The organism is Cupriavidus sp. CP313, assembly GCF_054072015.1.
Genome location: NZ_JBSVZB010000006.1, coordinates 21,828 through 38,587, shown reverse-complemented (window position 1 = coordinate 38,587; position 16,760 = coordinate 21,828). Strand labels below are relative to the sequence as shown.

Sequence of the window (16,760 nt, the reverse complement as noted above, 5' to 3'; positions counted from 1 at the left end):
TTTGTAACTTAGGTTTTATTGAATGCTAGAAAACAACGCTATTCAAGTTGGTGGAAACCCTAGAGTGCGGAGCCGGACAGCCCCCGAGGCGACTCGATGAAGTCCGGAAACCCTTGCTGGACAAGGTTTTCCGGCTAGCGGACAGGTGGCGCCACGCGGCCGGAATTGCAGCTGTCCGCGCGTCAAGCAACCCTACCGGCAGCATGGCGCCGCCGCGAATGGCCGCTACCCGGTGCTAGACTCGGCCCCACTTTCCTTGACCAGCGGGTACGCTTTGCCCACGGTCGTCCCCACATCCGCCTCCAGGAATGAGCGCCATGCAATCCGAGCCGAAGACCCTTCCGATCTACATGGACTACAGCGCGACGACACCGGTCGACACCCGGGTCGTCGAGAAGATGGTTCCCTACCTGCACCAGCAATTCGGCAACCCCGCATCGCGCAGCCATTACTACGGCTGGCAGGCGGAAGAGGCGGTCGAGGCCGCACGCGCGCAAGTGGCCGCACTGCTGAATGCGGACCCGCGCGAGATCATCTGGATCTCCGGCGCGACCGAGGGCAACAACCTGGCGATCAAGGGCGCGGCGCATTTTTATCGCGGCAAGGGCAAGCACATCATCACGGTCAAGACCGAGCACAAGGCCGTGCTCGATACGTGCCGCGAGCTGGAACGGCAGGGCTTCGCGGTGACCTATCTCGACATCGGCACCGACGGCCTGGTCGACCTTGACGCGCTGCGCGCGGCCATGCGGCCGGACACCATCCTGGTGTCGGTGATGATGGTCAACAATGAGATCGGCGTGATCCAGCCGGTCGCGCAGATCGGCGAGCTCTGCCGCGCGGCGGGGGTGGTGTTCCATTGCGACGCGGTGCAGGCCGCCGGCAAGATCGCCATCGACCTGGAAACCCTGAAGATCGACCTGCTCACCGTGACGGCGCACAAGGTCTATGGCCCCAAGGGCATCGGCGCGCTCTACGTGCGGCGCAAGCCGCGCATCCGCATCGAGGCGCAGATCCACGGCGGCGGGCATGAGCGCGGCATGCGCTCAGGCACCCTGCCGACGCACCAGATCGTGGGCATGGGCGAGGCATTCAGGCTGGCAAAGCTGGAACTTGCGGAGGAAGCGCGCCGCGTGGGCGCGTTGCGCGACCGGCTGCTGGCGGGGCTGTCCCGGCTGGACGAGGTCTACGTCAACGGCAGCCTGGCGCACCGTATCCCGCACAACCTGAACATCAGCTTCAACTATGTCGAAGGCGAGTCCCTGATCATGGGCATCAAGGACGTGGCGGTGTCGTCGGGCTCGGCCTGCACCTCGGCCTCGCTGGAGCCCTCGTTCGTGCTGCGGGCGCTGGGCCGCAGCGACGAGCTGGCGCATAGCTCGATCCGCTTTACGCTTGGGCGCTACACCACTGAGGCAGAGGTGGACGAGGTCATTCGGCAGGTCAGCGAGACCGTAACCCGCCTGCGTGAACTGAGCCCGCTATGGGAGATGCACCAGGAAGGCATCGATGTCGGCACGGTGCAGTGGGCCGCGCACTAGCCTTTCTGCCGGCGCGCCTGCAGGTGTTCGAGATCCAGCGCGGCGCGGTCGCCGTTGGCGACCAGCCGGTCGACCACCGAGCACAGCACCTTGAATTCGGTGCGGGAAACGCCGTCGAACAATACGTCGTTGATCTGCTGCTGCACCGGCAGCAGTTCATTGAGCAGACGGGTCCCGGCGGCAGTGATGGTGAGTCGCATCTTGCGCTTGTCTTCGGGATGGGCCTTCTTGTCGATCAGGCCCAGCTTCTTGAGCTTGCCGGTCTCGATGGTGATGAACGGGCCGCTCAGGTGCAGATGGTCGGCGAGCTGGTTGACCGTCACCTCGCCTTGCTGCGACAGATGCAGGATCGAGCGGATCAGCGAATACTGGACCCCCGTCAGGCCGATCAGGCTGCCAAAGCCGTCGCGCACGGACAGCAGGCGCGCGGCAAACGGCAGCAGGCCATTCACCAGGTGCCGGAACTCACGGTCCGAGCCGTCGACCAGGCAGGCCGGGTGCGTTACGGTCAGGTTCTTGTTTGCAGGAGTCGTTGCCATCGGCGGAATGTCCACTTAGCTTTTGATGCAAGCTTTGTGCCAAATTCTATCAAACTCGCTGCAACACCCCGGGGGTCCCTGTCCTTCAACCCATCCCCCTGAGTCCAGCATGAACACCATCCCGCTTGCCACCGCCAAAGCCCGTCTGGCCCAGTACGTCGAGGCCAAGGACAACAACCGCCCGGCGCTGATCCACGAAGCCTTTGCCGCGGATGCGTCGCTGACCTTCTCGATCGATACCGACACCATCAGCTTTCCGCCCAGGGCCGAAGGCGCGGATGCCATTGCCGCGACACTGGTCAGCGAGTTTGCGAAGACGTTCGACCGCTGCCGGACCTACTACATCGGCGACGTTGCCGCGGCGCTGGACGGCAACGCCATGACGATCCCCTGGCTGGTGGTGATGCGGGAAACCGCGGCCAACGCCTTGCGCGTCGGCAAGGGCCATTACCGCTGGGGCTTTGCCGCCGGTGATGACGGCACGTACCGTATCGCCAGCCTGCATATCCATATCGAACGGATGGACACGATCGCCGATCCCGGCGCGGTCACGCTGACGGGCCTGCAGGCGGCACTGCCCTATCCCTGGCTGCCGGCGCCGGTGCTGGCTGCCGCCATCGAAGCGCACGCCGGGGCGCAGCCCGCGCTGGGCTTCCTGAACGTGTTCGCGCAAGCGGCCCGCATGCCCTGACGGGCGCGGATCATCTGGCCGGCAATTGCTGCGCGACCAGCGCCACCCAATACGCCGCGCCCAGCGGCAGGATCCGGTCGTTGAAGTCGTAGTAGGGATTGTGCAGCGGCGGATCCTCCGCGCTTTCACCGGCGCCGATGCCGATATAGGCGCCGGGGCGCTTTTCCAGCATGAAGGCGAAGTCCTCCGATCCCATTGCCGGCTTGATATCGGTCTTCACGTTGTCCGCGCCCACCAGTTGCGCGGCGGCGGCAATAGCGGCGTCGGTCTCGGCGGGGGTGTTGACCACGCCGGGGTAGCCGGGGCGGTAGTCAATCGCGATCCGCGCGCCGTGGGTCGTGCCCACGCCCTCGCAGATCTGCCGCATCGCGGTCTGCGTGCGATCGCGCACGGCGGGGTTCAGCGTGCGGATGGTGCCGCGCAGCACCACCGACTCAGGCAGCACGTTCCAGGTATCGCCGCCGTGGATCTGCGTGATGCTGACCACGACCGAATCGGTGGGATCGGTGCGGCGGCTGGCAATGGTCTGCAGCGCGGTGATCAGGTGCGCGGACACGACCACTGAGTCAATGCCGTGGTGCGGCTGGGCGCCATGCGCGCCCTTGCCGGTGATGACGATCTCGAAGTTGTCCAGGAACGCGGTCATGGTGCCGGCGCGGATGGCAAACTTGCCGAGCGGCAACTGGGGGAAGTTGTGCATGCCATAGACGGCATCGGCCGGGAACTGGTCGAACAGGCCCTCTTCCACCATCACGCGGCCGCCGCCTTCATTCTCCTCGGCGGGCTGGAACACGAAATGCACCGTGCCGCGGAAGGCATCGCGGTTGCGCGACAGGTGCGCGGCCGCGCCCAGCAGCATGGCGGTATGGCCGTCGTGGCCACAGGCGTGCATCTTGCCCGCGCAGGTGGAAGCGTGGGCGGCCTTGCCCAGCTCCTGCATGTTCAGCGCATCCAGGTCCGCGCGCAGCGCGATGCTGGGGGCCGTCGCCGTTGCGCAGGGTGCCGACCACGCCCGTCGTCGCCAGCCCGCGCTGCACTTCGATGTCCTTGACATCCTCCCCTCCCTCGGCCTCCGACCGCCGCCTTATGGCGGCAAGGGCGGGGATTCCTTCGGCGCTACGCGATGACTTGCGCAGTCGCTGCGGTGGGTTCCTGCTTCACCGAGCGGCCCGACTGCACCGACTCTCCACAGGCTGCAACGCGGTGTCCCCGCGCCAGAATGTTGATCGCTCCGACCACATCTGCGTTCTTCTCGAATCCGCACTCGACGCAGCAGAATCTTGCCTGCGTCGTACGGTTTTGCGCCGACACCTGACCGCAGCACGGACACGTCCGGCTCGTGTTCTGCGGTGGCACAGCGATAAGCCAGCCCCCGTTACACGCCAGCTTATATTCCAACTGCCGGCGGAACTCGAACCAGCCCTGGTCGAGAATGGACTTGTTCAGGCCGGACTTAGCCCGAACATTCGCGCCTGGGCTTTTGCCTGTTCCCGCCGCCGACCTGGACATGCTCCGTACCTGCAAGTCCTCGATACAGACCATCGCGTGATTTTTGCTGATCGTGGCCGTGGCCTTGTGCAGGTAGTCGCGGCGGGCGTTGCCGATGCGGGCGTGGATGCGCTGGACTCTGGCTTTCGCCTTCCTCCAGTTGGCGCTGAACTTCGTCTTGCGGCTCATCGCTCGCTGAGCGCGGCGCAGTCTGGCTTCGTGCCGTTTGAAACTGTGGAGCGGAGCGAGGAACGTACCATTGCTGAACGTAGCGAATCGGGTAATGCCAACATCGATGCCGACTGCGCTGGTTGCTTGCGGCACCGGCTTTTCCACCTCACGCGCGGTCTGGATCGAGACAAACCACTTGCCCGCATGCAGAGATACCGTGGCGTTGCGCACCTCGCCAGGCACATCCCGGCTGCTGCGGTAGCGAATCCATCCGAGCTTGGGCAGAAAGATGCGGCTGTTGGCCTGATCCAGCTTGATCTGCTTCCGGTCGGGGTAGCGAAAGCTGTCGCGCTGCCCCTTCTTCTTGAAGCGAGGATGTGCGGCCCGTCTAGCGAAAAAGTTTTTGTAGGCTCGCTCCAGATCCTTGAGCGCGTGTTGCAGCGGGTGCACCGGGGAGTCCTTGAGCCAAGGTGTTCCAGGTCCATTGCGCCACTCGGTGAGACGCTTTGCCATCGCCACATAGCTGATGAACTTGCCGCCAGCCTCGTAGTTTTTGATCTGTAGCGCCAGCGCCTTGTTGTAGACGAACCGGCACGATCCGGCGAATCGGCGCATGTCGCGCTGCTGTTCACCGCGCGGCATCAGTTCGAACTTGAAGGCCTGGAGTCGTTGCATCTGGCCAATGTACAGGTAGCCGAAGAGCTCAAACGTGAAACTCTGTAAGGTCGCTACTGTGTCTGTACTGACGCACGATCTCGAGGAGCGCTCCGACGCAACTTCCGGCGAAGTGGGACGGCAACCATAGCGCCCTCACCGTCGCGCTATCCTTCCCCGCCCTGAAGGGCGGAGTATGCCGCGCTTCTCGATCAATGATCGTGATATGGGAAACTCGTTGCATTCAATTCAACGCTCAAGCGGAGTGACACGTGCTTTCCATGGACGACAAACTGGACACGCGGCGCGTGCGCTACTTCATGCAGGTGCTCGACAGCGGCTCGGTCCGCGGCGCCGCCGAAGTCCTCGACATGGACCCTTCAGCCGTCAGCCGGGCCATCGCGGTGCTGGAGAAAGACTGCGGCACGCGCCTGCTGGAGCGGCACGGCCGCGGCGTGGTTGCCACCGAGGCGGGCGATCTGCTGGCCGCCTACGTGCGCAACCAGAACAACCAGAAGCAGCAGTTGCTGGCCGAACTCGACAGCATCCAGAAGGTGGCGCGCGGCCATATCGACATCGTGGCGGGCGAAGGTTTCGTGGAATGGCTGATGCGCCATAGCCTGCGCACCTTCATGCTGGCCCACCCGGGCATCACGGTGGACCTGTCGGTGGGCAGCACCGACGAGATCGTGCAGCGCATTGTCGATGGCAGCGCCCATATCGGGCTGGTGTTCCAGCCGCCCAAGGACGCGCGGCTGCGCTGCCACCACGCCCATCCGATGCCAATCCAGACCCAGGTGCTGGCCTCGCACCCGCTGGCGCAGCTGGGCCGGCCGCTGGACCTGCAGGACCTGCTGCCCTACCCCGGCGCCACCCTGCACCGGACCTTCGGCGTGCGCCAGCACATCGAGGCCGCCGAGATCAGCGAAGGCGTGCGCCTGCAGTCGCTGCTGACCACCTCGTCATTCAATGCGCTGGGGCATTTTGCTGCGGCGGGGCTTGGCTATGTCCTGTGTACGCGGCTGGCCTTGGGGAACCAGCTTAACGAGGCGCCCGTGGTGTCGCTGCCGATGAAGAATCCCCTGCTTTACCAAGGCGAGATCCAGACTGTGTCGCGGCAGGGGCGGGTGTTGTCGCCGCCTGCGGCACGGCTGTTGCGGCAGATCGTGGGGGATTTCTCGGCGCTGATGACTGGGGAATAGGCCCTACTCCGCCGTTGCGCCGGAGGCCTTCACCGCCTTGCCCCACTGGTCGCGCTCGCTGCGCATGAAGGCATCGAAGGCTGCCGGCCCCAGCACGCCCGGCCGGCCGCCCAGTTGCTGCAGCCGCTGGCCAAACTCCTTGCGCGCCAGGATGGCGGCCACCGACCGGTGGACCGCATCGATCACCGGCTGCGGCGTGCCGGCGCGCGCCACCAGCCCGAACCACCCGGTGACCACGAAGTCGTCCACGCCTGCCTGCGCCATGGTCGGCACCTGCGGCAGCCCGGGTACGCGCTCCGTGCCCGTCACGGCCAGGGCCCTGACGGTGCCCGCGCGCAGCTGACCCTCCGCCGACGGCAGGTTGTCGAACATGAACGCCACCTCGCCCGACATCACGGCCGCCAGGCCCAGGTTGGCGCCCTTGTACGGCACGTGCAGCGCATCGATGCCGGTACGCAGCTTGAACAGCTCGCCCGACAGGTGCGTGGTCTGGCCAATGCCGGATGAGCTGAAGGTGAGGCGCCCCGGCTGTGCGGATGCCAGCCGCTTCAGGTCCGCGACGTTGCGCACCGGTGAGTCGGCCTTGACCACCAGCACATTGGGAAACACCAGCACGTCGGCAATGCCAGCCATGTCGGCGGGGGTGTACGGCAGCTTCGGGTACAGGCTGTAGTTGATGGCATTGACGCCGGTATTGCCCATCATCAGCGTGTAGCCGTCCGCCGGGGCCCGCATCAGCGCCTGGATGCCGACAATGCCACCGCCGCCGGGCCGGTTCTCGACCAGCACCGGCTGGCCCCAGCTGCCAGCCAGTTCCTTGGCCAGCAGCCGCGCGGTGATGTCGCCGCTGCCGCCAGGCGGCCCCGGCACGACCAGGGTGACAGGACGGTCGGGGTAGCCAGCGGCATGCGGCACGCCGCTGCAGAGCATCGCCAGCAAGGCGATGCCTGCCACGCGCAGCCAGGCAAGGCGGGCAGCGTTCCCATACAGGTTTGCATTCATCACGATCTCCTTGGGCAGCCTTGCGCCCGGTCAGCGACGCACCAGCGGACAGCCCGATTCCGCCAGCGGCTTGAAGGCCCTGTCGCCCGGAATGGTGGCCAGCAGCTTGTAGTAGTCCCACGGGTATTTCGATTCGGACGGGCGCTTCACCTCGAACAGATACATGTCGTGCACCATCAGCCCATCGTCGCGGATGCGGCCGTTCTTCGCGTAGAAGTCCACCACCGGCAGCTCGCGCATCTTGCGCATCACCGCGGGCGCCTCGGTCGAACCGGCGGCCTGCACGGCCTTCAGGTAGTGCAGCACGGACGAGTAGACGGCCGCCTGGCTCATGTTCGGCATGGCCCTGACCTTGTCGAAATAGCGCCGCGAGAAGGCCCGTGTCTCGGCGTTCATGTCCCAGTAGAACGCTTCGGACAGGACCATGCCCTGTGCGGTCTGCAGGCCGATGGCATGGACGTCGTTGATATACATCAGCAGGCTGGCCAGCCGCTGCTTGCCGCCGGCACGGATACCGAACTCGCGCGCCGACTTGATGACGTTGACCAGGTCGCCGCCAAAGCTGGCCAGGCCGATCACGCCGGCATCACTGCCTTGCGCCCGCACCACCACGGACGAAAAGTCGGACGCGCCCAGCGGGTGGCGCACCTCGCCGGCCACGCTGCCGCCCTCCTGCTCCAGCGCGGCCCGGGCCGCAGTGACGATGTCATGGCCGCCTGCGTAGTCGGCCGTGATGAAGTACCAGCGCTTGCCGCCCTGCCTGGCCACGGTACGTGCGACCGAGTTGGCCAGCGCATAGGAGTCGTAGGCGTAATGCACGGAAGTGGCCGAGCACAGGTCGCCGGTCAGCCGGTCCGAGGCAGGACCGCTGAGCACCAGCACCTTGCCTTTCTCGCGGGCGACGTTGAGCACGGCCAGCGCCGTCGACGAGCCCGTCACGTCATGGATGGCGTCGACCTTGCGCACGTCGAACCATTCGCGCGCCTTGCTGGCGGCAATGTCGGCGCGGCCCTGGTGGTCAGCCACCACCAGTTCCACGTCGCGCCCCAGCACCTTGCCGCCGAAGTCGGCAATCGCAAGCTGGGCCGCCGTGGCGGTGCCCTTGCCGGAGATGTCGGCGTAGACGCCGCTCATGTCCAGGATCAGGCCGATCTTGACGGTCTCGGCGGCGCGCGCGGGCTGCGCCGCCAGGCTCAGCGCGGACCATACCGTGACGCATACACATGCCGCGGCAAATCGGCACGCGCGTGCCAGGCCCTGCCATTGAAGTTGCATAGCTGTCTCCTCGCCGTACGATGCGGCGTTGTCGGGTCTTGCGACGGGGTGGGAACGTCTTGCGTCGCTGGTGCGGCCGGCTACCCAGCCATCAGTCCGGTGTCGCGGATCATTGCGGTCCAGCGCTCGCGCTCGGACTGCAGGAACCTGGCATAGCTGGCGATGGTGCCGCCGGTGGGCGTGACCCCCAGCGCCACCATGCGCTCGCGCATCGCGGGCGCGCCGATGGCCGCTGCCGCCGCCGCGTGCAGGCGTTCGGCAACTGGCGCCGGCGTCCCGGCCGGCACGAACAGGCCGTTCCAGATCGGCACGGCATAGCCGGGAAAGCCCAGTTCCGCCACGGTCGGCACGTCGGGCATGCTGGCCGTGCGCTCGGCGCTGATGGTGGCCAGCACGCGCACGCGGCCGTCCTGCACCAGCGGGCGCGTGAACGGCACGGTCATCACGGCCACGTCGATGCGGCCTTCCAGCAGGTCGGCCAGCGCCGGGCTTTCGCCCTTGTACGGCACGTGCACCATCGATACGCCAGCGCGCTTGCTCAGGTATTCGAGCGCGACATGCAGCGGACCAAGCATGCCGGTGGACATGTAGGAAACCGCCCGCGGCCGCTTGCGCGCCGCCGCGAGCAGATCGTCGAGCGAGCGGTACGGGCTGCCGGCGGCGACCGTCAGCACATAGTCGACATTGCAGAGGTAGGCCACCGGCATCAGGTCCCGTACCGGGTCATACGGCAACGACGGCTGCGTATAGGCCAGCACGATGTTGGTGCCCACGCCCCCGAGCAGCACGGTATAGCCGTCGGCCGGGCTCTTGGCCACGGCGGTGGCCCCGATGGCGCCTGCCGCGCCGACCCGGTTGTCCACCACCATCGGCTGGGCCAGCGAGGACTCCATGGCGCGGCCCAGCAGCCGGCCCAGCGTATCAGTCGCGCCGCCGGGGGCGAACGGAACGACCAGGCGCACCGGCCGGTTCGGATAGGCGCCTCCACCGGTCGTGGCCAGCGCCGACGTGGCCGGCCAGCCCAGCGGCGCCAGCAGGCCCGCGGACAGGCCGCGCAGCACGCTGCGCCGCCGCGCTGACACACCGCGCTCCCGCGCGCTCCCCTTGCCGCTCGCGGCGCCCACATCATGGTCGCCACCCATCCCGGCGCCGCCTTGGCCGCGGCCCTCTGCATCCAGCACTTTCATGTCGTGTCTCCTCTCTTTGCGTGGCCCGCGCACGGTTCGGTGCCGGCGTCGGGAAATCACTGGCGCCCGGCCCGGCTCAGACCCGGACCGCGCTGATCGTGAGGCCGCCGTCGATATGCAGCGTCTGCCCCGTCATGAACCCGGAACGCTCGTCCAGCAGGAAGGCGATCGCATGCGCGATCTCTTCCGGCGCGCCCACGCGCTGAACCGGCACCGCCGCCATCAGCGCCCGGGTCTTCGGGTCGTCCGGCGGGCTGGCCGTGCGGAACAGCTCGGTGGCGATCGGCCCGGGGGCGATCACGTTCACGGTGATGCCGGACGCCGCCAGCTCCAGCGCCCAGGTCCGGCTCATGCCGATCACCGCGGCCTTGCTCGCGCTGTACGCGGTGCGGTTCACCTTGCCCAGCGCCGCGCGCGACGACAGGTTCACGATGCGCCCCGTGCCCTGCGCGCGCATGCCCGGCAGCAGCGCCTGGGCGCACACCAGGGCCGCATTGACATTGACGCGCATCGCGTCGTCCATGTCGGCGAGCGAGGCGTCGTCCAGCGAGGTGGTCGGCGCCATCGCCGCGTTGTTGACCAGCGCATAGAACGGTCCCTGCGCGGCCAGCCGCGACACCAGCGCCCGCGTCTGCGCCAGGTCATTCAGGTCGCAGCAATGGAAGGCCGGGTCGTCGGCCAGGTCCGCCGGCCGTGTCCGTGCCAGGCCAATGGCCTCATAACCGTCCTCGCGCAGGCGCGCCAGCGTGGCGCGCCCGATGCCCTTGCTCGCGCCGGTGACCAGCACGCGTCGTCTTGTAGCCATCGATACTCCTTGTATTAAGAAATGCGGTGCGATCCCTAGCGCTGCGCGCCCAGGACCTTGCGTCCGATGATGAGCTTCTGGATCTCCGAAGCCCCTTCGTAGATGCGCATCGGCCGCACGTCGAGGAACAGCTGCTCGATCACGCACCCTTGCGTGATCCCGAGCGCGCCGAACAGCTGCACGGCGCTGTCCACCACGCGGAACGCGGCCTCGGTCCCGCCCAGCTTGGCCATTGCGGCCTCGCGGGTGATGGTGGCCTGGCGCACGTCGCGCAGCCACGCGGCGCGATAGACCAGCAGCGCGGCGGCTTCCATGTCCAGCGCCATGTCGGCCGCACGCATGCGCACCGTATCCATCTCGGCCATGGGCTTGCCGAACAGCGAGCGGCTGCCCATGCGCGCCACGGTCTCGTCCAGCGCGCGGCGCGCAATCCCGACCGCGGCGGCGCCGACCGACGAGCGGAAGATGTCCAGCACCGACATCGCCACCTTGAAGCCGTCGCCCGGTGCGCCCAGCAGGTGGGCGGCCGGCACTTCGCAATGGCGAAGGTGCAGCGTGGCCAGCGGGTGCGGCGCGACGATCTCCAGGCTGGTGTCGATGGTCAGCCCGGGGCTGCCGGCTTCGACCAGGAAGGCGGACAGCCCCTTGGCGCCGGGCGCCTGCTCGGAGCGCGCCACGATCACGTAGTAGTCGGCAATGCCGCCGTTGGAGATATATGTCTTGGCGCCGTCCAGCACATAGACATCGCCGCGCCGCGTGGCGGTGGTCGCGGTAGCGGCCACATCCGATCCGCCCTCGGGCTCAGTCAGTGCAAAGGCCGCGATCTGCCCGCCTTGCCGGCAGCCGTCCAGAAAGCGCTCGCGCAAGGCGGCGCTGCCATGCAGCCACAGCGGGGCGGCACCGATGCCTTGCATCGAGAACACAAAGTCCGCCAGCGCCGATCCGTACGACAAGGCTTCGCGCACCATGCACACCGAGCGCAGGTCCAGCGCCGGGCGTGCGTCACCCTCCAGCGTAGGCACCGCGTAGCGCAGCAGCCCGGCTTGGCCCAGTTCGGCCGCCAGGCGGCGGCATTGGGCCGGCAGCGGCAGGGCCTCCAGTTCCGGCGCCAGCGCCGCCTGGCGCTGCTGCCAGTCATCGAGTTCGCGCGCCAGGGCGGCATGGCTGGCATCGAAGAAGGGAAGATCCCAATGGGTCCATTTCAGCATCGTGCAGTCTCCTCGGCCGCCAGCATCTGCTGGGCCATCGCGCGCAGTTCGTTCTTGCGGACCTTTTCGCCGTTCGGGCTCGGGGTCACCGGAAAGGCATCGACCCGGAACACGCGGATCGGCACCTTGAACACCGCCAGCTGCGCCTTGCATGCGGCCAGCACCGCCGCCTCGGCATGGGTATAGCCGCTGCCGCCCATGACGAAGGCCACCGGCCGGGCGCTGCCATGGGCCTCCACGGCGACCACCTGGCACGCAGCGGCGCCGCTGGCCGACAGCACCACCTCTTCGATCTCCAACGGATTGACCAGGTAGCCGCCGATGCGCAGCACATCGCCGATGCGCGACAGGTGCGTGAAGCCGCCATCGCCGTTCAGGTAGGCCAGGTCGCCGGTACGCAGGTACCCGTCGTCGGTAAGGGCGGCGGCGGTGGCCGCGGCGTCATCGAGATAGCCAAGCATGACGTCAGGCGTGAGCAGCTCGAGTTCACCGGATTCACCCGGCGGCAGGCACTCGTGGGTCTCCAGCGAGCGCACGCGCACGCGCGCCGCCGGCGCCAGCGGCACGCCTCCCGATTGCTCGCGCCGCGCCAGCGGGGCTTCTGCCAGCTGGCTGGCGAACAGCGCCAGGGTTTCACTCAGGCCATAGCAGCCGCGCATGGCGATGCCGCGCTGCTGCGCCCGTTGCGGCAAAGCCGTCAGCCCCGGCGTGAAGTTGGCATGCCCGTACATGCGCAGCGCCTGCGGCTTCCATTCCGGGCCGCCCGCGTCCAGCAGCTTGTCCAGCATGTCGTTGGTGCCGAACATGTGCGTAATGCCGTCCGCCACCAGCAGGCGCGCGGTCTCGGCCGGCTCGAAGTTCTCGACCAGCGTCAGCGGCGCCTGCGCCGCCAGCGCCGTCATGGCAACGGTGTATCCAAAGGCGCCGCATAGCGGGATCGCCAGCAGCAACCTGGCGTCGCCGCCGAGCATGGAAAGGGCGGCCGCCACGTCGCCAGCGTGCCGCGCCACCCGGCCCTGGCCATGGACGATCAGCTTGGGCTGGCTGGTGGTGCCGGACGAGGACAGGATGATGCAGGCATCGCCGGGCTGGCCGCCGGCAACTGCATCTGGCTCAACGGCGGCCAGGTCATCCAGGTCAACGCGCGCCAGCCGAGGCCACGGGTGCGCCAACGCCCCGGCGATGTCCGATGGCGCAGGCTCCGGCGCTTGCAGCAACGGCACCGCCAGCGCAAGCGTGGCCAGGCTGTGCGGCGCCACCGCGCCCATCAGGGCCTCATAGTCCTTGCCGCGGTACGCCGGCAAGTAGACCAGCGCCTTGCAGCGGGCCCGCCGAATGAAGTCGCCGGCTTCCTTCGCGCCGTAGCGCATGTTCAGGCTCATCACGCCGGCGCCGATGCGGGCACAGGCAAAGGCAATGCTGAGCCAGTCCGGCACGTTCGGCAGCCACAGGCCCACCACATCGCCGCGGCCTATGCCATGCCGGCGCAGGCCGCCGGCGATGCGCAAGGCGCGCTCGCGCAGCGCGCCGTATGTGATCGCGCTGCCCTCGAAGCGCAGCGCCACCGCATCGGCAGGCGCCGCGTCAAGCAAGTCGAACAAGGTACGTTCCGCCATGATCGCCCCCGCTCAGACCGTGCCAACCGGCGTCACCGGCGAGCCCACCGCGCCGGGCAGCCGCAGCGGCGGCGCGGTCAACAGGAAGCGGTTACGCCCGTTGGCGCGCAGCCATTGCGCCAGGGGTGTCAGGTACCAGAGCTCGCCAAACGGCATGCCCAGCTTGAACAGGCACAGCTCATGCAGCGGCAGGAAGGCGCACGGGCCCGCCTGCGGGCGCGCGGGGATGGCCTCCACGCCGTAGTTGTCGGCCACGATGGCGGCGATTCCGCTGTCGATGATCCACTGGTGCAGCTCGGGGTCGCGCCCGTCAAGCGCCGCGCCGAAACGCTCGGCCATGTCCGGCTCGGGCTGGCGGTTGCGCTCCAGCAGCAGTTGCGCAAACCCCGTGTGCAGGCAAAGGATGTCGCCCGGCTCGACCGTCACGCCATCGTCGCGCATGATCTGCGCCAGTTGCCGGTAGCCAACGCGGGTATGGCCGTCGCCAAGGTGCGCGCGCAGGTCCACCATCACCGCGCGGCCCTGCACGCCGTGCTCGGCGATCTTCTCGATGCCAAGCGCCAGTGCCCGCGACTGGCCGTCCAGCGCCGGATCATCGTCCGGCCCCTGCACGTCGACGCCCGCCCGGAAGCCGTTGTAGTAGACCATCTCGCTGACGCCGTCGCCATCGGCGTCGAAATGCCCGCCCACGTGCGCCAGCGCATCCCATTGCGTCGAGTACTGCAGGAACATGTGCACGTAGTCGTCGCAGACCACATCGGTGAGCTCGGCGTTCTCGCGCGCCAGCGCGAAGTTCATGCCCAGCCCCAGCGCGCGCGGCGTCGGCTTGATGACGGGCGGGTGGCGCCGCGGGTTCAGGGCGTTGCCGCCCGGGAAGTCCAGCGGCAGGCTCAGGCAGAAGCGCAGCCCTTCCCTGACCTCCGCCGCGCCCTGCCTGACCTTTTCAGGCGTGATCAGGTTGAGGCGGCCCAGCTGGTCGTCGGGTCCGAAATCGCCCCAGTTGGATTGCTCGGGCCGTTGCTGCCAGCGCGCCGTGCGCTGGGTTGCGGCACCTTCAACCGGCCGGGCATGGGGGGCGTGCACGTACTTGTATGGGGGCATGGCGTCTCCTCTGGAATGGTGACCACTGGCGTTCCGGTGCCGCGCGCGGCTGCCGGACGCTGGCCGTGGTCTCTGTTTTCTATTCCAGCGGAACGTCGATTACACTACAAGCAATTTTGATTAATTTGATTACATTGTGATCATGACCAAAAATCAGGCTGCCAAGGGACCGGCGGAAACCGGCGTGGCAGGCACCCAGAGCCTGTCGCGCGCACTGACGCTGCTCAAGTGCATCGGCGCCGCCCATGAGCGCGGCATCGAACTGGCGGAACTGCTGGCGGCAACCGGGCTGGACCGCAGTACCGCGTTCCGGCTGGTATCGGGGCTGGTGCATGCGGGCTTTGTCGAGCGCGAGGCGGACTCCAAAAAGTACCGCCTCGGCATCGAATCCATGCAGCTTGGCCTGACTGCGATGAGCCGGGCGCCGGTGCTGGTCAGTTGCCGCCCAATGCTGCAGTCGCTGGCCCGCCAGACCGAGGACACGGTGTTCCTGGTCATCCGCAACGGCGACTACGGACACTGCCTGCATATGGAAGAAGGGAGCTACCCGATCAAGGCCCATACCCTGATGGTCGGCAGCCTGCGCCTGCTGGGGATCGGCACCGCCGGGCTGGCCTTGCTGGCCAGGCTGCCCGATGCGGAGATCGACGCGCTATACCGGCGCCATCGCGACGAATACGACGCCGCCGGCCTGACGCGGCTGCGCCTGCTCGAACTGGTGGAGCGCACGCGGCGTCAGGGCTATTCGGAAAGCGAGAACCTGGTGACCGCGGGCGCCGGTGGCGTTGGCGCCGCGTTTGAAATCAGCCAGGGACACTACGCCGCCTTGAGTGTTGCCTCGGTGATGTCCCGGATGAACAAGACCAGGCGCACATGGGTGGCCGGGTTGGTGCTTGAGGAAGTCCGCAAGGCGGAAATGCAGTTGCGTGCGGCGCTGCAGTGAAACGGTCCGCGCCGCTGAACTCGCCGATCGCCGATCAGACCACGCCCTCTGCCCGCAGCCGGGCCAGCTCTTCATCCCCGATACCAAGCCGCCCATAGACCTCGGCATTGTGTTCGCCCACATCCGGCCCGGTACGCGGTGACGGCAGCGCATAGCCCGAGAAGCGCGGCACCACGCATGGCGCCGGCACCGAGCCCAGGTCCGGATCGGGCAGCCGCACGATGGCCTGGCGCGCCGCCATCTGCGGGTCGTCGACGATATCGGCGATGCTGAACACCTTGCTGAACGGCACCTGGCACTGCTCCAGCCGGGCCGCCACGGCGGCATAAGGCTGCGCGGCAAACCACTCCGCAATGCTGCCGTCCAGCGCTTCGATATTGCGCACGCGCCCGGCGTTGGTGGCGTATTCCGGCGCCTGCGCCAGTTGCGGCGCGCCCATGGCCTCGGCCAGCCGGCGGAAGGTGACGTCGGAGGAGGCCACTACCGTGACCCAGATCTCGTCCGCGGTGCGGTACATATTGGACGGCGCCGCGTAGGTGGTGCGGTTGCCGGCGCGCTGGCGCACATGCCCCAGCTGTTCATACTCAATGGCCAGCGGGTCCAGCAGGCGGAACAGCGCCTCAGTGGCGGCCAGGTCGATCTCGCGGCCGCGCTGGCCGGGCCTGGCACGTTGCTCGGCTACCGCAGTGGCAATCGCAAACGCGCCGAACAGGCCGGCAATCATGTCCCCCACCGGGTAGTTCATATGCATCGGCCCGCTCTGCGCGGTGCCCGCCAGGTTGGTGAAGCCGCTCCTGGCTTCAAAGATGCGGGCAAAGCCCGGCCGCGCCGCATCGGGCCCGGTCTGGCCGAAGCCGGTCAGCCGCAGCACGATCAGCTTCGGGTTGGCCGCATGCAGGGTGTCGAGATCCAGCCCCCAGCGCGCCAGCGTGCCGGTGCGGAAGTTCTCGACCAGCACATCGAACTGAGGCAGCAAGCGCAGGAAAATTTCGCGGCCGCGCGGCGTGCGCACGTCGAGCGAGATGCCGCGCTTGCCGCGGTTGGTCACCTTCCAGTACAGGGCGTGGTCCTCGGTAACCGGCTCCAACCCGCGCAGCGGATCGCTGCCGTCAGGCAGCTCCAGCTTGACCACATCGGCGCCCATGTCGGCACACAGCGTGGCGGAAAACGGGCCGGCCACCACGGTGGCCATGTCGAGGATGCGCAGTCCGCCCAGCGGGCCCGTGCAGTGTGCGTCTGGCGATACAGCGAGTGCGTCTTTGTCTTGCATGGCGGGCCTCCGGCGGCATTGGCGTCTGCTGCAAGGTGGCAGGCGGCTGGCCCGGATGCAAGTACGG

General features: G+C 67.7%; 15 protein-coding genes. 4 read left to right on the top strand and 11 right to left on the bottom strand.

All coding sequences use genetic code 11. The features are described from left to right. Positions 1–317: 317 nt before the first annotated feature. Positions 318–1,541 carry an IscS subfamily cysteine desulfurase gene (locus tag ACW4E8_RS10575; protein ID WP_456804456.1) on the top strand — a complete coding sequence of 408 codons (1,224 nt, stop codon included), beginning with the start codon at positions 318–320 and terminating at the stop codon, positions 1,539–1,541. Here ACW4E8_RS10575 and ACW4E8_RS10570 read toward each other — a convergent pair. Continuing rightward, complete coding sequence (locus ACW4E8_RS10570) at positions 1,538–2,080, bottom strand: MarR family winged helix-turn-helix transcriptional regulator (RefSeq protein ID WP_010812514.1); 543 nt, start codon at positions 2,078–2,080, stop codon at positions 1,538–1,540. The two genes, ACW4E8_RS10575 and ACW4E8_RS10570, sit on opposite strands and share 4 nt — an antisense overlap. A gap of 109 nt (positions 2,081–2,189) precedes the next feature. Here ACW4E8_RS10570 and ACW4E8_RS10565 point away from each other — a divergent pair, with 109 nt between their 5' ends. Further along, entirely contained in the window at positions 2,190–2,771 is a 582-nt protein-coding gene (locus ACW4E8_RS10565; protein ID WP_456804455.1) for a nuclear transport factor 2 family protein, read from the top strand. A gap of 10 nt (positions 2,772–2,781) precedes the next feature. Here the strand turns inward: ACW4E8_RS10565 and ACW4E8_RS10560 are convergent, their stop codons facing one another. Together ACW4E8_RS10560 and ACW4E8_RS10555 are read right to left on the bottom strand one after the other, a co-directional pair. Beyond that, a complete protein-coding gene (locus tag ACW4E8_RS10560; protein ID WP_456804454.1) occupies positions 2,782–3,825 on the bottom strand; it encodes an amidohydrolase in 1,044 nt (347 codons plus the stop codon). A 62-nt stretch (positions 3,826–3,887) separates the two neighbouring features. After that, positions 3,888–5,105, bottom strand: a complete 1,218-nt coding sequence (locus ACW4E8_RS10555) for an RNA-guided endonuclease InsQ/TnpB family protein (protein WP_456804453.1) — start codon at positions 5,103–5,105, stop codon at positions 3,888–3,890. A gap of 260 nt (positions 5,106–5,365) precedes the next feature. Here ACW4E8_RS10555 and ACW4E8_RS10550 point away from each other — a divergent pair, with 260 nt between their 5' ends. Beyond that, a complete protein-coding gene (locus ACW4E8_RS10550) occupies positions 5,366–6,286 on the top strand; it encodes a LysR family transcriptional regulator (RefSeq protein ID WP_456804452.1) in 921 nt (306 codons plus the stop codon). 3 nt (positions 6,287–6,289) lie between these two features. Here ACW4E8_RS10550 and ACW4E8_RS10545 read toward each other — a convergent pair whose 3' ends face one another. The 7 genes from ACW4E8_RS10545 to ACW4E8_RS10515 all read right to left on the bottom strand — a co-directional run bounded on the left by ACW4E8_RS10545 (position 6,290) and on the right by ACW4E8_RS10515 (position 14,480). Further along, positions 6,290–7,288 (bottom strand): Bug family tripartite tricarboxylate transporter substrate binding protein, encoded by a 999-nt coding sequence (locus ACW4E8_RS10545; protein ID WP_456804451.1) that lies wholly within the window; start codon positions 7,286–7,288, stop codon positions 6,290–6,292. Positions 7,289–7,318: 30 nt separating this feature from the next. Continuing rightward, positions 7,319–8,563 carry an ABC transporter substrate-binding protein gene (locus ACW4E8_RS10540; RefSeq protein WP_456804450.1) on the bottom strand — a complete coding sequence of 415 codons (1,245 nt, stop codon included), beginning with the start codon at positions 8,561–8,563 and terminating at the stop codon, positions 7,319–7,321. Positions 8,564–8,643: 80 nt separating this feature from the next. Beyond that, the gene (locus ACW4E8_RS10535; protein ID WP_456804449.1) at positions 8,644–9,750 is read right to left on the bottom strand and encodes a Bug family tripartite tricarboxylate transporter substrate binding protein; all 1,107 of its coding nucleotides are present in this window, start codon (positions 9,748–9,750) and stop codon (positions 8,644–8,646) included. 76 nt (positions 9,751–9,826) lie between these two features. Next, positions 9,827–10,555: an SDR family oxidoreductase gene (locus ACW4E8_RS10530; RefSeq protein WP_456804448.1), complete on the bottom strand. Its 729-nt coding sequence runs from the start codon at positions 10,553–10,555 to the stop codon at positions 9,827–9,829. Between the two features lie 35 nt (positions 10,556–10,590). After that, positions 10,591–11,763 (bottom strand): acyl-CoA dehydrogenase family protein, encoded by a 1,173-nt coding sequence (locus tag ACW4E8_RS10525; protein ID WP_456804447.1) that lies wholly within the window; start codon positions 11,761–11,763, stop codon positions 10,591–10,593. Then, the gene (locus ACW4E8_RS10520; RefSeq protein ID WP_456804446.1) at positions 11,757–13,379 is read right to left on the bottom strand and encodes an AMP-binding protein; all 1,623 of its coding nucleotides are present in this window, start codon (positions 13,377–13,379) and stop codon (positions 11,757–11,759) included. The genes ACW4E8_RS10525 and ACW4E8_RS10520 overlap by 7 nt, the downstream gene beginning before the upstream one ends. 12 nt (positions 13,380–13,391) lie before the next feature. Further along, complete coding sequence (locus tag ACW4E8_RS10515; RefSeq protein WP_456804445.1) at positions 13,392–14,480, bottom strand: cyclase family protein; 1,089 nt, start codon at positions 14,478–14,480, stop codon at positions 13,392–13,394. A gap of 142 nt (positions 14,481–14,622) precedes the next feature. On the opposite strand from ACW4E8_RS10515, the gene ACW4E8_RS10510 reads away from it, so the two are divergent. After that, positions 14,623–15,423 carry an IclR family transcriptional regulator gene (locus ACW4E8_RS10510; protein WP_456804444.1) on the top strand — a complete coding sequence of 267 codons (801 nt, stop codon included), beginning with the start codon at positions 14,623–14,625 and terminating at the stop codon, positions 15,421–15,423. A gap of 34 nt (positions 15,424–15,457) precedes the next feature. On the opposite strand, the gene ACW4E8_RS10505 is transcribed toward ACW4E8_RS10510, so the two are convergent. Further along, positions 15,458–16,693: a CaiB/BaiF CoA transferase family protein gene (locus ACW4E8_RS10505; RefSeq protein WP_456804443.1), complete on the bottom strand. Its 1,236-nt coding sequence runs from the start codon at positions 16,691–16,693 to the stop codon at positions 15,458–15,460. Between the last annotated feature and the right edge of the window lie 67 nt (positions 16,694–16,760).

Coding starts and splice junctions, on each gene's coding strand:
- ACW4E8_RS10575 (WP_456804456.1), top strand. CDS start 318: ATGCAATCCGAGCCGAAGACCCTTCCGATCTACATGGACTACAGCGCG.
- ACW4E8_RS10570 (WP_010812514.1), bottom strand. CDS start 2,080: ATGGCAACGACTCCTGCAAACAAGAACCTGACCGTAACGCACCCGGCC.
- ACW4E8_RS10565 (WP_456804455.1), top strand. CDS start 2,190: ATGAACACCATCCCGCTTGCCACCGCCAAAGCCCGTCTGGCCCAGTAC.
- ACW4E8_RS10560 (WP_456804454.1), bottom strand. CDS start 3,825: ATGTCAAGGACATCGAAGTGCAGCGCGGGCTGGCGACGACGGGCGTGG.
- ACW4E8_RS10555 (WP_456804453.1), bottom strand. CDS start 5,105: ATGCAACGACTCCAGGCCTTCAAGTTCGAACTGATGCCGCGCGGTGAA.
- ACW4E8_RS10550 (WP_456804452.1), top strand. CDS start 5,366: ATGGACGACAAACTGGACACGCGGCGCGTGCGCTACTTCATGCAGGTG.
- ACW4E8_RS10545 (WP_456804451.1), bottom strand. CDS start 7,288: ATGAATGCAAACCTGTATGGGAACGCTGCCCGCCTTGCCTGGCTGCGC.
- ACW4E8_RS10540 (WP_456804450.1), bottom strand. CDS start 8,563: ATGCAACTTCAATGGCAGGGCCTGGCACGCGCGTGCCGATTTGCCGCG.
- ACW4E8_RS10535 (WP_456804449.1), bottom strand. CDS start 9,750: ATGAAAGTGCTGGATGCAGAGGGCCGCGGCCAAGGCGGCGCCGGGATG.
- ACW4E8_RS10530 (WP_456804448.1), bottom strand. CDS start 10,555: ATGGCTACAAGACGACGCGTGCTGGTCACCGGCGCGAGCAAGGGCATC.
- ACW4E8_RS10525 (WP_456804447.1), bottom strand. CDS start 11,763: ATGCTGAAATGGACCCATTGGGATCTTCCCTTCTTCGATGCCAGCCAT.
- ACW4E8_RS10520 (WP_456804446.1), bottom strand. CDS start 13,379: ATGGCGGAACGTACCTTGTTCGACTTGCTTGACGCGGCGCCTGCCGAT.
- ACW4E8_RS10515 (WP_456804445.1), bottom strand. CDS start 14,480: ATGCCCCCATACAAGTACGTGCACGCCCCCCATGCCCGGCCGGTTGAA.
- ACW4E8_RS10510 (WP_456804444.1), top strand. CDS start 14,623: ATGACCAAAAATCAGGCTGCCAAGGGACCGGCGGAAACCGGCGTGGCA.
- ACW4E8_RS10505 (WP_456804443.1), bottom strand. CDS start 16,693: ATGCAAGACAAAGACGCACTCGCTGTATCGCCAGACGCACACTGCACG.